At 59.0% G+C, this 12,420-nt stretch carries 11 protein-coding genes; 6 read left to right on the top strand and 5 right to left on the bottom strand.

Annotated features, from left to right (window positions below):
- Window positions 1-78 precede the first annotated feature (78 nt).
- From KHQ24_RS23380 to KHQ24_RS23400, 5 genes are all read left to right on the top strand, one after another.
- On the top strand, window positions 79-990 hold the full coding sequence (locus tag KHQ24_RS23380) for a LysR family transcriptional regulator (protein ID WP_032456255.1): 912 nt from the start codon (window positions 79-81) through the stop codon (window positions 988-990).
- Between the two features lie 157 nt (window positions 991-1,147).
- Window positions 1,148-2,146 carry an ABC transporter substrate-binding protein gene (locus KHQ24_RS23385; protein ID WP_004203100.1) on the top strand — a complete coding sequence of 333 codons (999 nt, stop codon included), beginning with the start codon at window positions 1,148-1,150 and terminating at the stop codon, window positions 2,144-2,146.
- Window positions 2,146-3,183, top strand: a complete 1,038-nt coding sequence (locus KHQ24_RS23390; protein WP_211777501.1) for a FecCD family ABC transporter permease — start codon at window positions 2,146-2,148, stop codon at window positions 3,181-3,183. The genes KHQ24_RS23385 and KHQ24_RS23390 overlap by 1 nt, the downstream gene beginning before the upstream one ends.
- Window positions 3,183-3,944, top strand: coding sequence for an ABC transporter ATP-binding protein (locus tag KHQ24_RS23395; RefSeq protein WP_004203103.1), 762 nt, complete (start codon window positions 3,183-3,185; stop codon window positions 3,942-3,944). The genes KHQ24_RS23390 and KHQ24_RS23395 overlap by 1 nt, the downstream gene beginning before the upstream one ends.
- Before the next feature lie 11 nt (window positions 3,945-3,955).
- Complete coding sequence (locus KHQ24_RS23400; RefSeq protein WP_060656019.1) at window positions 3,956-5,188, top strand: MFS transporter; 1,233 nt, start codon at window positions 3,956-3,958, stop codon at window positions 5,186-5,188.
- Between the two features lie 64 nt (window positions 5,189-5,252).
- Here the strand turns inward: KHQ24_RS23400 and KHQ24_RS23405 are convergent, their stop codons facing one another.
- Together KHQ24_RS23405 and KHQ24_RS23410 are read right to left on the bottom strand one after the other, a co-directional pair.
- Window positions 5,253-6,284: a methionine synthase gene (locus tag KHQ24_RS23405; protein WP_004203106.1), complete on the bottom strand. Its 1,032-nt coding sequence runs from the start codon at window positions 6,282-6,284 to the stop codon at window positions 5,253-5,255.
- Between the two features lie 23 nt (window positions 6,285-6,307).
- Window positions 6,308-7,285 carry a DUF1852 domain-containing protein gene (locus tag KHQ24_RS23410; protein WP_211777502.1) on the bottom strand — a complete coding sequence of 326 codons (978 nt, stop codon included), beginning with the start codon at window positions 7,283-7,285 and terminating at the stop codon, window positions 6,308-6,310.
- A gap of 597 nt (window positions 7,286-7,882) precedes the next feature.
- Between KHQ24_RS23410 and KHQ24_RS23415 the strand changes: the two genes are divergently transcribed.
- On the top strand, window positions 7,883-8,191 hold the full coding sequence (locus KHQ24_RS23415) for a hypothetical protein (RefSeq protein ID WP_043519802.1): 309 nt from the start codon (window positions 7,883-7,885) through the stop codon (window positions 8,189-8,191).
- A gap of 98 nt (window positions 8,192-8,289) precedes the next feature.
- Here the strand turns inward: KHQ24_RS23415 and KHQ24_RS23420 are convergent, their stop codons facing one another.
- From KHQ24_RS23420 to KHQ24_RS23430, 3 genes are all read right to left on the bottom strand, one after another.
- Window positions 8,290-8,538 carry a GlsB/YeaQ/YmgE family stress response membrane protein gene (locus KHQ24_RS23420; RefSeq protein ID WP_004203110.1) on the bottom strand — a complete coding sequence of 83 codons (249 nt, stop codon included), beginning with the start codon at window positions 8,536-8,538 and terminating at the stop codon, window positions 8,290-8,292.
- Between the two features lie 202 nt (window positions 8,539-8,740).
- Window positions 8,741-9,151 (bottom strand): 1,4-dihydroxy-2-naphthoyl-CoA hydrolase, encoded by a 411-nt coding sequence (gene menI, locus KHQ24_RS23425; RefSeq protein WP_004203111.1) that lies wholly within the window; start codon window positions 9,149-9,151, stop codon window positions 8,741-8,743.
- The gene (locus KHQ24_RS23430) at window positions 9,148-12,204 is read right to left on the bottom strand and encodes an FAD-binding and (Fe-S)-binding domain-containing protein (RefSeq protein WP_211777512.1); all 3,057 of its coding nucleotides are present in this window, start codon (window positions 12,202-12,204) and stop codon (window positions 9,148-9,150) included. Before KHQ24_RS23430 ends, menI begins: the two co-directional genes overlap by 4 nt.
- Window positions 12,205-12,420: the final 216 nt, after the last annotated feature.

The following is a 12,420-nucleotide window of genomic DNA, read 5'->3' on the forward strand; positions in this document are numbered from 1 at the left end:
AATGGATGCTTGACAGCCTACCTGCGGCTCATATCAAATGAAATTGCATACCATCATCGAGCGGCTATACATTTTTGTATGAATACCTCTATTCCCTGGGAGTGGTACCGAACCTTTCTCGCCGTCCTGCAGGAAGGCTCTTTATCGGGCGCATCGCGCACCCTGAACATCACTCAGCCGACGGCGGGTCGCCATATCGCCGGCCTGGAGGCCGCCCTCGGCCAGGCCTTATTTACCCGCTCGCAAACCGGCCTGCTGGCGACCGACGCGGCGCTGGCGCTGCAGGCGCACGCCGAGACAATGGCCAACACCGCCCGGGCGCTGGAACGCACGGCGGCTAACTTTAGTCGCGACAGCACCGATCTGCGTGGCGTGGTGCGGGTGGCCGCCAGCGAGGTGGTCGGCGCCGAGGTGCTGCCGCCGCTGATTGCCCGGCTCAGGCAAGCGTGCCCGAGTATCGTCATCGAACTGATGCTCTCCAATCGGTTTCAGGATCTGCTTCACCGGGAGGCGGATATCGCGGTGCGGATGGTCGCTCCGCAGCAGGAGCAGCTTATCGCGCGGCGTCTCGGCAGGATCGAGCTTGGGCTGCATGCTACCGATGCCTATCTGACCCGCCAGGGTCGGCCCGCTACGCCTGAGGAGCTTGACGGCCACGCGCTGATTGGTTTCGACAGCGCCACGCCCCTCGTTCGCCGGGCTCTTGCGCGCTATCCCCGTTTTCAGCGCGAGGCCTTCGCGATGCGCACCGATAGCGACCTCGCCCAGCTGAACCTGATCCGCGCCGGGGCAGGGATCGGCATCTGCCAGGCGCCCCTCGCCGACGGCATTATTCCCCTGCAGCGAGTGCTGGCGGCAGACTTTTCTCTGTATCTCGATACCTGGCTGGTGATGCATGAGGACCTGCGCCATAGCCCCGCCTGTAAGCGGGTATTTAATTTCCTCGCCGAGGGGTTGCAGACGTATATTCGCGGCCCTCTGGCGCGCTGACCCACCCGCCTTGCGGGTAATCCCTTCCCTGCTGAAATAGTCACTCATTGACACTGTAAATACGGCATTGTATAAAACCCCGCCCCAATAATGAGTTTCATTTGCATTCCTCCCATTTGCTGGTCATTTACTCGCCTGTTTACAAGGATAGCGTTTAATGAAGAAGGTCCTCTGCGCGTTAGGCTTGATGTTCACCGCCGTCAGTTCCGGGCTGGCAACAACCTACCCCCTGACGATTGAAAACTGTGGCTATCAGGAGACCTTTACCCGGCCGCCGGAGCGCGTGGTCGCGCTGGGGCAAAATACGGTCGAAATCCTGCTGCTGCTTGGGCTGCAAAAGCAGGTGGTGGCCAGCGCCTTCTGGCCGACTACGGTATTACCCCAGCTGGCTGAGCAAAACGCGAAGATTAAAACCCTGACGGTGGAAATCCCGAGCCTGGAATCCGTGCTGGCGCAAAATCCCGATTTCGTTCCCGCCCAGTTGCCGCTGCTGCTGGGGCCGGAAAGCAAAGTCGCCAGGCGTGAAGATCTTGCCACCGTTGGCGTGAACAGCTACGTGTCGCCGGGGATGTGCGCCACCAAAAAGGCTACCGGCGATATGTACGGCAGCCGGCAGAAGCTGTGGGACATGACCTGGCTGTATCAGGAAATTAGCGATTTCGCCCGCATTTTCAACGTCGAAGATCGTGGCCAGGCGCTGATCGCCGATTTCAAAAAACGTGAAGCCGACCTGCGTCAGGAGTTCGGTAAAAGCAAAAAAGATCTCTCCTTCGTCTTCTGGTTCTCCAGCGCCTCGCCATCGGCCGATGCCTATGTCGGCGGTAAAAACAGCGCCTCCGGCTTTATCGCCAACGTGCTGGGCGGTCATAATGCGATAACCTCCGAGACCGAGTGGCCCACGGTGAGCTGGGAGAGCATCATTGCCGCCAACCCGGATGTGATCGTGGTCTCGAGCCTGGATCGTAACCGCTGGGCGCTGGATAAGGCCGAGGAGAAGATTAAATTCCTCAAAAGCGATCCCGCCGTCAGCCAGCTGGAGGCGGTGAAAAAAGGCCATATCGTGGTGATGGACGGCCAGGCGATGAATCCGACCATCCGCACCCTTTACGGCGCGGAGCAGGTGGGCGAACAGCTGAGAAAAATGGGGCTTAACTGATGAGCGCCGCCGTATTGCAGACGCGCCGCAGCATGCTGCTCACCGGCTGGTGTGTCGTCGCCGTGTGCGTGCTGGCGCTGGTGATTGCGGTGGGCGTCAGCGTCGGCGAACTGCCCATCCCGCTGCAGAACGTCTTTTACGCTATCAGCAATAAAACCGGCTTAACCGCGGTGCCTCTCAATCGTATCTCCGAGAGCGTTATCTGGGATTTCCGCCTCAGCCGCGCGCTGGTCGCCGCCTGCTGCGGCGCCGGCCTCGCTATCTGCGGCGCCGTGCTGCAAAGCCTGCTGAAGAACGCCCTCGCGGAACCTTACGTCCTCGGCGTCTCCGCCGGGGCCTCCACCGGCGCGGTATCGATTGTGGTGCTGGGCCTTGGCGCCGGGGCGATCTCCCTCTCCGTCGGGGCGTTTGCCGGAGCCTTCGCCGCCTTCGCCTTTGTTGCCTTTCTGACCAACGGCGCGCGCGGCGGCAATGAGCGCACCATCCTGGCGGGCGTCGCCGCCTCGCAGTTATTTAACGCCCTCACGGCCTACACCATCAGCACCTCCGCCAGCGCGCAGCAGGCGCGCGATGTGATGTTCTGGCTGCTGGGCAGCTTCAGCGGCGTCCGCTGGCCCGAATTCCAGCTGGTTCTGGTGGTGGTCCTCGCGGGCCTGGCGGTCTGCCTGTGGTATGCCCGGGCGCTGGACGCGTTCACCTTCGGCGACGATGCCGCCGCTTCGCTGGGCATTGCCGTGCCGCGCGTGCGCCTGATTCTCTTCACCACCGCGGCGGTGATTACTGCCACCATCGTCAGCATGGCCGGCTCGATCGGCTTTGTCGGCCTGGTGGTGCCGCACGTGATGCGCTTCTTCTTTGGCCCGCTGCACCGGACGTTGCTGATCGCCAGCGCGCTGGCGGGGGCGATCCTGATGGTGCTGGCGGACATTGCCTCGCGCCTGCTGATTGCCCCGCAGAGTCTGCCGGTCGGAGTGGTGACCGCCCTGTTTGGGGTGCCTTTCTTTGCCGTGATTATCTACCGCTCAAGGAATAAGTGATGAGTATTTGCGCTGAAAATATCACCTGGAAGGCAGGCAAAAAGGTCATCGTCAATAATGTCTCGCTGCGGGTGTCGCGCGGCGAAACGGTGGGTCTGCTGGGCCCCAACGGCTGCGGCAAATCCTCGCTGCTGCGGGTTCTGGCGGGCCTGCGCCGCCCGGATGCGGGTCGCGTCACCCTCGACGGCCACGACATCGCCCGGATGGCGAAAAAGCAGCTCGCCCGCCGGGTGGCGTTCGTCGAGCAACACGGCATGACCGAGGCCAATATGCGGGTGCGCGACGTCGTGCGGCTGGGACGTATTCCGCACCACTCGCCGTTCTCCAACTGGAGCGCTCAGGATGACGAGGCGGTCACCGCCGCGCTGCAGCGGGTGGCGATGCTGGAGAAAAGCGACCAGGGGTGGCTGAGCCTCTCCGGCGGCGAGCGGCAGCGGGTGCATATCGCCCGCGCGCTGGCGCAGAACCCGAGTGAGATCCTGCTGGATGAACCTACCAACCATCTGGATATTCACCATCAGATGCAGCTGATGCAGTTGATCAGCGAACTGCCGGTGACCAGCATTGTGGCCATTCACGATCTTAACCATGCCGCGATGTTCTGCGATTCGCTGATCGTGATGCAGCAGGGGCAGATCCTCGCCAACGGGACGCCGGAGGAGATTTTGTCCGAAGCGCTGCTGTGGGACGTTTTCCGGGTGAAAACCAAAATCGAGATCTCCCCGTACCACGGTAAAAAGCACATTCATTTCATCGTTTAGGTTGGGCGAGTATGCCTCTCTTCCCCCTGCGCCCTGCCGCGACCCTCTGGCCTCCCGTTTTACTGGGAAGCCAGTTCGTTTTTAATATTGGCTTTTATGCGGTCGTCCCTTTCCTTGCCCTCTTCCTGCGCGACGAGATGCTGCTTTCCGGCGGGCTTATCGGCCTGATCCTCGGGCTGCGCACCTTCTCTCAGCAGGGCATGTTTATCATCGGCGGGACGCTGGCCGACCGCTACGGCGCTAAGGCGATCATCCTCGCCGGCTGCGTGGTCCGCGTTGCCGGCTATCTGCTGCTGGCGTGCGGCACAACGCTGGAGCCGATTATCCTCGGCGCCTGCCTGACCGGCGTCGGCGGGGCGCTGTTTTCCCCGTCGATCGAGGCCCTGCTGGCGCGAACCGGGACCCACAGCCAGGCCAACGGAAAACGCAGCCGCGCAGAGTGGTTTGCGCTGTTTGCGGTGTGCGGTGAGCTGGGGGCGGTTATCGGCCCGGTGGCCGGAGGGTTACTGAGCGGGATCGGCTTTCGGCATATCGCCCTCGCCGGTGCGGGGATATTTCTTCTGGCGCTGCTGGTGCTCTTTTTCTGTCTGCCCGCCGACGGGCAGAGGCCCCAAACGCGCAGCCGGGTTCCGTGGTGGACCCCTTTGCGCCAGCCGCGCTTTGTCGCGTTTATTATTGCCTACAGTTCATGGCTGTTGAGCTACAACCAGCTGTATCTCGCCCTGCCGGTGGAGATCCAACGCGCAGGCGGCCGTGAGCAGGATCTGGCGCCGCTTTTTATGCTGGCCTCGCTGTTGATTATTACCCTACAGCTTCCTCTCGCCCGCTTCGCCCGTCGTATTGGCGCCGTGCGCATTCTGCCGGTGGGCTTTCTGCTGCTGTCGGCTTCCTTCGTCAGCGTGGCGTTATTCGCCGCCTCGCCGCCCGCCGCCGGCTGGCTGCGATTATTGCCGTCGGCCTGCTTTGTCACACTGCTCACCCTCGGCCAGATGCTGCTGGTGCCTTCAGCCAAGGATCTGATCCCGCTGTTTGCCGAGGAGTCGACGCTGGGCGCCCACTACGGGGCGCTCGCCACTGCGGGTGGGTGCGCGGTGTTAGCCGGGAATTTGCTGCTCGGCCATTTGCTTGACCAGGCGCTCACCCCCTCGCCGCAGGCGGTCTATCCCTGGCTTCTGCTGGCGCTGTTTCCGTTGTGCAGTGCCGTGGCCCTGCGGGCGATCTGCCGCCCGCTTGCGGCAACCTGACGCTGAGCGGGTAACGGCCCGCTCAGGAGGTTAACCGGGAGAAGCGCACGAAAGCCAGTCCGCCTTATTTTACCGCCAGCTCGCGGCGAACGATCTCGGCACCGGCGCTTAAGGCGTGCAGTTTGCCGGTCGCGACCTGGCGCGGCAGCGGCGCCATACCGCAGTTGGTGGAGGGGTAGAGCTTGTCGGCATCGACGAACGCCAGCGCCTTGCGCAGGGTAGCAGCCACCTCTTCCGGAGTTTCAATCGCATGGCTGGCGACATCGATCGCCCCGACCATCACCTTTTTACCGCGGATCAACTCCAGCAGATCCATCGGTACCCGCGAGTTGTGGCACTCGAGAGAGATAATATCGAGGGACGATTTCTGCAGCTGCGGGAAGGCCTCCTCATACTGACGCCACTCTGAGCCCAGCGTTTTTTTCCAGTCGGTATTGGCCTTGATGCCGTAGCCGTAGCAGATATGCACCGCCGTCTCGCACTTCAGCCCTTCGGTGGCTCGTTCCAGCGCGGCGATCCCCCAGTCGTTCACCTCATCGAAGAAGACGTTGAAGGCCGGCTCATCGAACTGAATAATATCGACCCCGGCAGCCTCTAACTCTTTCGCTTCTTGATTGAGGATTTTGGCGAACTCCCAGGCCAGCTTTTCCCGACTTTTATAGTGGTTGTCATACAGTGTGTCGATCATGGTCATGGGGCCCGGCAGCGCCCATTTAATCGGCTGACTGGTGAGCTGACGCAGATAGCGCGCGTCCTCAACGAAGACCGGTTTCTGGCGCTCTACGGCGCCCACCACGGTTGGAACACTGGCCTCATAGCGGTTACGAATTTTCACGATCTCGCGTTTGGCAAAATCAACGCCGCTGAGGTGTTCAATAAAGGTGGTGACAAAGTGCTGTCGCGTTTGCTCGCCGTCGCTGACAATATCGATCCCGGCCCGCAGCTGGTCATCGAGGGACAAACGCAGGGCGTCGCGCTTGCCGGCCAGTAATTCTTCGCTGGACAGTTTCCAGGGCGACCACAGGGTCTCTGGCTGCGCCAGCCAGGAAGGTTTCGGTAAACTGCCAGCGGTGGAGGTCGGAAGCCATGTTTTCATAATAAGTAGCCTTTTATATTGGTTTAGCAACGCGCGAAGTTAGCAGACCATTGCTCAAGCAACGTCTTGTGCGGGTCGATAAAATGTTGTTGTGTAAATTTACCCTGCTCTATCGCCAACAGGCTGCGCTCTTCCCGGTCATACACAATTTTGGTGACGGAATGATCCAGGTGATTGAGATTGGGCTGATAGTATTGCCCCGCCGCGGAATTCGCGTTGTAAATCTCCGGACGATATATTTTTTGAAACGTCTCCATCGTGCTGATGGTCGCGATCAGCTCCAGGCTGGTGTAATCGCTGAGCAGATCGCCGGAAAAATAGAAGGCCAACGGCGCGACGCTGTGTTTCGGCATAAAATAGCGCACCTGCAGCCCCATTTTGCTGAAATAGCGCTCGGTCAGCGAGACGCCTTCCTGGGCATATTCAATACCGAGAACCGGATGTTCGTTACCGGTGCGACGATAAACATCTTTGCTGGATACGCTCAGACAAATCACCGGCGCCTTGCTGAAACTGGTCTTATAGGCGCTGGATTGCACGAAATCCTTAAAGATATTGCCGTGCAGCTCGCCAAAGTTTTCGGGCACGCTGAAGCGGCTCTGGTCTTTATTATGCTCCAGCAGCAGCACGCTAAAATCATAATCCCGTACCCAGGAAGAGAAGTTATTGCCGACGATACCGGCATGGCGCTCACCGGTTTTTTTATCGACAATATGCGTTTGCAGGATCTCTATCACCGGAAAACTGGCGGCATCAGCAATTTTCATCTCGACAGAAATAATATCCAGTTCCACCGCATAGCGATCGTTGTAGGGATTATCCCAGTGCGCCAGGGTATTAAACCGGTTATTCATCATGATTAACGTATTGCGCAGATTGTCCTGACGGCTCTCCCCTCTCGCCAAATTGGCAAAATTGGTGGTAATACGCGTATTTTCCGCAGGGTTATAATTTTCATCAAACCGGCTGCGCTTAATCGTATAGGTAAATTCGTTATTCATGGCGATTGTCCATCCTGGTGTCGGGTATAAAGCGGAATAAGCGGAGTACTCTCCACTGGCGACGCAGAGTCAGACCTGGCGCGCTTCAACCGGTAAATGTTGTTGATTCGTTAATGGGTCTATTTTTGCCAGAGTCGGTGATGGAGGGAAAGCGACTTAAATTCATTGCAACATGAGCTATCCTCATGTTGCTCCGCTAAGCGCAAGGTGCGGTTCGCGGTATCATCATGAAGCCATGGTCAGGCGCGGCAGTTCAGGCAACGCCAGGCTAATAATCGTTTGTCCAGGGAATGCATGCAGGGTACAATCTTTAACCACTATAATACGTGCTGTGACCTGGCCGCCGTACCCGTTTGCTGGAGCTTTTGTCGTAAAGAATGATTGTTGATATCAGTATTATGTCGATGTGCATGGCCGTGCTGCTGATTATGAGCGTACTGCTGAATTAAGAGGCTCCCGAACACAATGACACCCGCTCTCATCTGACCTTCACATTCGCGAGGAATAAAGGAGATTCAGAGGATTCGCGCCGCACGGCATTGTCCCGCCTGCCGCCGCCCTCTACTCTTTATGCACTTGCTTATCGAGGATAACCAGATGAAAAAAGCTCTCTTTGCGCTGTTCGCTATTGCTGCCGTGGCCGCCGCCAGCGCTTTTGCGGCTGATAAAACCGACGCTCCGACGCCCGCTGTCGACAACGGCGGCCGTCCTCCGCTGGAGATGGGTCATGGTCCCCTGCCGCCGTTTCCGCCGCGCAAGCCGGTGCTGTTTTCAGCAACGGTCGCGACCGATACGCCGGCGGAAACCATTAACAAACTAACCGCCCTGATCCCGACCGGTCAGGCGAAGCACTACGAAGTTCACGTTGAGGTGGTGCCGGTTGCGGAGGATGCCGACGGGCAATAGCCCTGGCGTGGGTACGCTGCCTGAGTCCTGCGATAATAAAAAAGCTGCCGCTTATCGCGGCAGCTTTTGTTAACTTGAATAAAACAGAATGCAGAGAATTAGCTGCGCACTTTACGGTAGATAAACAGCACAACCAGCGCACCGATTACCGCCACCACGAAGCTGCCGAAATTAAACCCGTCGACTTTGCCAAAACCAAAGAAGGTACTGATCCAGCCGCCGACCACGGCGCCGATGATCCCCAGAATAATGGTTACAATAAACCCGCCGCCGTCTTTCCCCGGCATAATCCACTTGGCTAAAATACCGGCAATAAGTCCAAAAATGATCCAGGAAAGAATACCCATGGTTAACCGTCCTCTTGTTACCTTTATGCATTTCGTATTGAAAAGAGTAGCATATATAACGAGATTGGATCGGTAATAATCTATTTATTAGATAATTTCTTGCCGCTGCGCGGTAGTGTTCTCACGCCATCTCTCGCGCTGCCAGGCCCTTTGCCGCTTATTACCTTGAAAAAAGGGAGGCTATTCGCCTCCCCCTTACGGTTTATATTACCGCGGTGGTTAGCCGCGATGAACAGCACAATCGCGACTGTTCGTCGAAGATTTCAATTTGCCAGACCTGATGGCGAGTCCCGACGTGCAGCGCTTTGCACACGCCCCGCACCCGGCCCCCACGCGCTGAACGGATGTGGTTGGCGTTAACCTCCAGCCCCACCACCTTCTGTTCGCCTTCGCTGCACAGATAACCCGCTACCGACCCCAGCGTCTCCGCCAGCACCACCGACGCCCCGCCGTGCAGCAGACCAAACGGCTGCTGGGTGCGGCCATCCACCGGCATGGTGGCCTCCAGCGTATCGTCGGTAAACGTCTCAAAGCGAATATCCAACAGCCCTACCATGTTTCCCTCACCGAGCCGGTTGAGCTGCTCCAGCGTGGTCTGACGTTTCCAAATCATCCGATTATCTCCAGTAACGCCTGCAGCGGGTGGCGAACGCCGCTGCCTTCAATGCGCTTCACCTGGCTGCGGCAGGAGTAGCCCGTCACCAGACAGCGGTTACGCGGCAGCCGCTGCATCGCCTGCTGCCAGGAGAGCGCGTAAATGGCCAGCGAGTTGGCATGGTTTTTCACTTCATGACCATAGGTGCCTGCCATCCCGCAGCACCCAACGCTGACGTTTTCCAGCTTCGCGCCGAAGTGGGCAAAAATCTCTGCCCACTGCTTTGTCGCCGCCGGCAGCGCGGTCACTTCCGTACAATGACCGAACAGGTACCAGGGCTCGCCGCCGAGATCGGGACGGGCGTCGGTCGGCAGGGCCTTCGGCAACCACTCATGCACCAGCATGACCTGGAAATCGCCGCGCTTGTCGCCGAGCGTTTGCTTATATTCATCGCGGTAGCAAAGCACCAGCGCCGGATCGACGCCGACCAGCGGCATCCCCAGCTGCGCCACGCGGTTAAGGAAGTCTGCCGTTTTCTGCGCGGTGCGCGCGAAGCGGGTCAGGAATCCTTTAATATGCTGCGCCTTGCCGTTCGGCGAGAACGGCAGGAGCACCGGCTGATAGCCTAAGGCCTCGACCAGACGGATAAAGTCAGCCACCACCTGAGCGTCGTAATAGCTGGTGAAGGGATCCTGCACCACCAGCACCATCTTCGCCTTCTGCTCGTCGCTCAGCGCTTCGAGCTGCTCAAGGGTCATATTGGCGGAGCGGTGGCCGGCCATCTGCTGCTTCAGCGACGGCGCCGAGAGCAGCGGCAGATCGACCATCCCGATATGCTTCTCCGACAGCTTTTTCAGCCACGGCTGGTTAATGAAGAAGTTAAAGGTCTTCGGCGCCTGGGCCATCAGCGGCGCATAGGACTCCACCGACGCCACCAGATGATCCCGCACCGGACGCAGATAGCGGCTGTGATACAGCTGCAGGAAGCGCGAGCGGAACTCCGGGACATCGATTTTGATCGGGCACTGGGTCGAACAGGCTTTGCAGGCCAGACAGCCGGACATCGCCTCTTTGACCTCGTGCGAGAAGTCATATTCCCCTTTGCGCGCATGCCAGCTGTTACGGGTGCGCGCCACCAGCGAGCGCAGGCTAACGCCCTGCTCCGGCAGCGCCTTCTCCAGCTGATTGGGATCGACGCCGCGATCCGCCAGCAGACGCAGCCATTCGCGGACCAGCGTCGCCCGCCCTTTCGGCGAGTGGATGCGCTGGTTGCTGACTTTCATCGACGGACACATCGGACTTTTTACGTCAAAGTTGAAGCACAACCCGTTGCCATTACACTCCATCGCCCCGCGCCAGCTGCTGCGCACCGCGATGGGGATCTGCCGATCCCAGGTGCCACGCTTCACCGCGTCGACTTTCATCATCGGCGCGTCGACCCCTTCCGGAGGGCAGATTTTCCCTGGGTTCAGGCGGTTATCGGGATCGAAGACCGCTTTGATCTTCCTAAGTTCGCCGTACAGCGCCTCGCCAAAGAAGGCCGGGCTGTACTCCGCGCGAAAGCCTTTGCCATGTTCCCCCCACAGCAGGCCGCCATACTTCGCCGTCAGCGCCACCACATCGTCGGAGATCTGCTTCATCAGCACCTCCTGCTGCGGATCGCACATGTCCAGCGCCGGGCGCACATGCAGCACCCCGGCGTCGACGTGGCCAAACATGCCGTAGCTCAGGCCGTGGCTGTCGAGCAGCGCGCGGAACTCGACGATATAATCCGCCAGGTGTTCGGGCGGGACGCAGGTATCCTCGGCAAAGGGGATCGGCTTGGCGGCACCTTTGGCATTACCCAACAGGCCTACCGCCTTCTTGCGCATGGCATAGATGCGCTCCACGCCATCAAGATCGTGACAAACCTGCCAGCCGATGACTCCCGCCTCGCTGCGGGCCATCAGATCGTCCAGCCGCTGGCACAGGGTGGTGACCTGCTGGTCAATCAGCGCCGCGTCATCCCCGGCGAATTCGACGATATTCAGCCCGAGCATCTCTTTATCAGGTACGTCGGTGATCAGTTCGTTCACCGAGTGCCAGACGATATCCTCGCGCGCCAGATTGAGGACTTTAGAGTCGACGGTCTCCACCGACAGGGCCTTGGCTTCCACCATAAAGGGTGCATTACGCAGCGCAGAGTCAAAGGAGTCATATTTGACGTTGACCAGCCGGCGCACCTTCGGCAGGCGGGTAATATCCAGCCGCGCTTCGGTGATAAACGCCAGCGTCCCTTCCGAACCGGTTAAAATCCGGGTCAGGTCGAACTCGCTCATCTCATCGTTAAAGACGTGGCGCAGATCGTATCCGGTGAGGAAGCGGTTGAGTTTGGGAAACTTATCCATGATCAGCTCGCGCTGCGCCTTGCAGCGCTGGTAGACCGTGTTGTAGATCCGGCCGATCGTCGAGGGCGTATTGCCCAGCGTCTCCGCCAGCGCCACCGGCACCGCCTGGGTATCGAGGATATCACCGCCCATCAGCACCGCCCGCAGGCCAAGCACGTGATCCGACGTCTTACCGTACACCAGCGATCCCTGTCCGGACGCGTCGGTGTTAATCATCCCGCCCAGGGTAGCGCGGTTGCTGGTGGAGAGCTCCGGGGAAAAGAAATAGCCATAGGGCTTGAGAAACTGATTCAGCTGATCTTTGATGACTCCGGCTTCAACGCGCACCCAACCCTCTTCGGGGTTGATTTCGATAATGCGGTTCATATAGCGGGACATATCGACGATAATTCCGCCGTTCAGCGCCTGGCCGTTAGTGCCGGTGCCGCCGCCGCGCGGGGTGAAGATCAGCGATTTAAAGCGTGGTTCGGCGGCGACGCGCGCCAGTAGCGCGACGTCTGCCGTGGAACGTGGAAAAAGGACCGCATCCGGCAGCAGCTGATAGACGCTGTTGTCGGTGGCCATCGTCAGCCTGTCGGCATAGCTGGTGGCGGTATCGCCGGTAAAACCCTGTTGCTCCAGTACCTGCAAAAAATTCAGCACCAGCTGAACTACCCCTGGCGCCTGAGAAATTTGTGGGATCATCACACTTGACCCTGCCTGACTATGTTGTGTTTGAAAATATTGTCTTGGTGCTAACTAAACGTTTGCGTAGCGCATTCAACTTTTTATCACATTTTTTTCATATGCGCCCACGTGTTTTCTGTGCAAAATCAGCCCGGCAAAATTATTGATATTATTATCAGTACATGGATTTACGCGGCGCCAGCTTTTTGGCGCGACTGGAAAGGTAAAATTTAT

It is taken from the genome of Klebsiella sp. 54, from assembly GCF_018223875.1.
GTDB lineage: Bacteria > Pseudomonadota > Gammaproteobacteria > Enterobacterales > Enterobacteriaceae > Klebsiella > Klebsiella quasipneumoniae.

Excerpts from the sequence above, each read along its gene's own strand:
- KHQ24_RS23380 (WP_032456255.1), top strand. The coding sequence starts at position 79 with ATGAATACCTCTATTCCCTGGGAGTGGTACCGAACCTTTCTCGCCGTC.
- KHQ24_RS23385 (WP_004203100.1), top strand. The coding sequence starts at position 1,148 with ATGAAGAAGGTCCTCTGCGCGTTAGGCTTGATGTTCACCGCCGTCAGT.
- KHQ24_RS23390 (WP_211777501.1), top strand. The coding sequence starts at position 2,146 with ATGAGCGCCGCCGTATTGCAGACGCGCCGCAGCATGCTGCTCACCGGC.
- KHQ24_RS23395 (WP_004203103.1), top strand. The coding sequence starts at position 3,183 with ATGAGTATTTGCGCTGAAAATATCACCTGGAAGGCAGGCAAAAAGGTC.
- KHQ24_RS23400 (WP_060656019.1), top strand. The coding sequence starts at position 3,956 with ATGCCTCTCTTCCCCCTGCGCCCTGCCGCGACCCTCTGGCCTCCCGTT.
- KHQ24_RS23405 (WP_004203106.1), bottom strand. The coding sequence starts at position 6,284 with ATGAAAACATGGCTTCCGACCTCCACCGCTGGCAGTTTACCGAAACCT.
- KHQ24_RS23410 (WP_211777502.1), bottom strand. The coding sequence starts at position 7,285 with ATGAATAACGAATTTACCTATACGATTAAGCGCAGCCGGTTTGATGAA.
- KHQ24_RS23415 (WP_043519802.1), top strand. The coding sequence starts at position 7,883 with ATGAAAAAAGCTCTCTTTGCGCTGTTCGCTATTGCTGCCGTGGCCGCC.
- KHQ24_RS23420 (WP_004203110.1), bottom strand. The coding sequence starts at position 8,538 with ATGGGTATTCTTTCCTGGATCATTTTTGGACTTATTGCCGGTATTTTA.
- menI (WP_004203111.1), bottom strand. The coding sequence starts at position 9,151 with ATGATTTGGAAACGTCAGACCACGCTGGAGCAGCTCAACCGGCTCGGT.
- KHQ24_RS23430 (WP_211777512.1), bottom strand. The coding sequence starts at position 12,204 with ATGATCCCACAAATTTCTCAGGCGCCAGGGGTAGTTCAGCTGGTGCTG.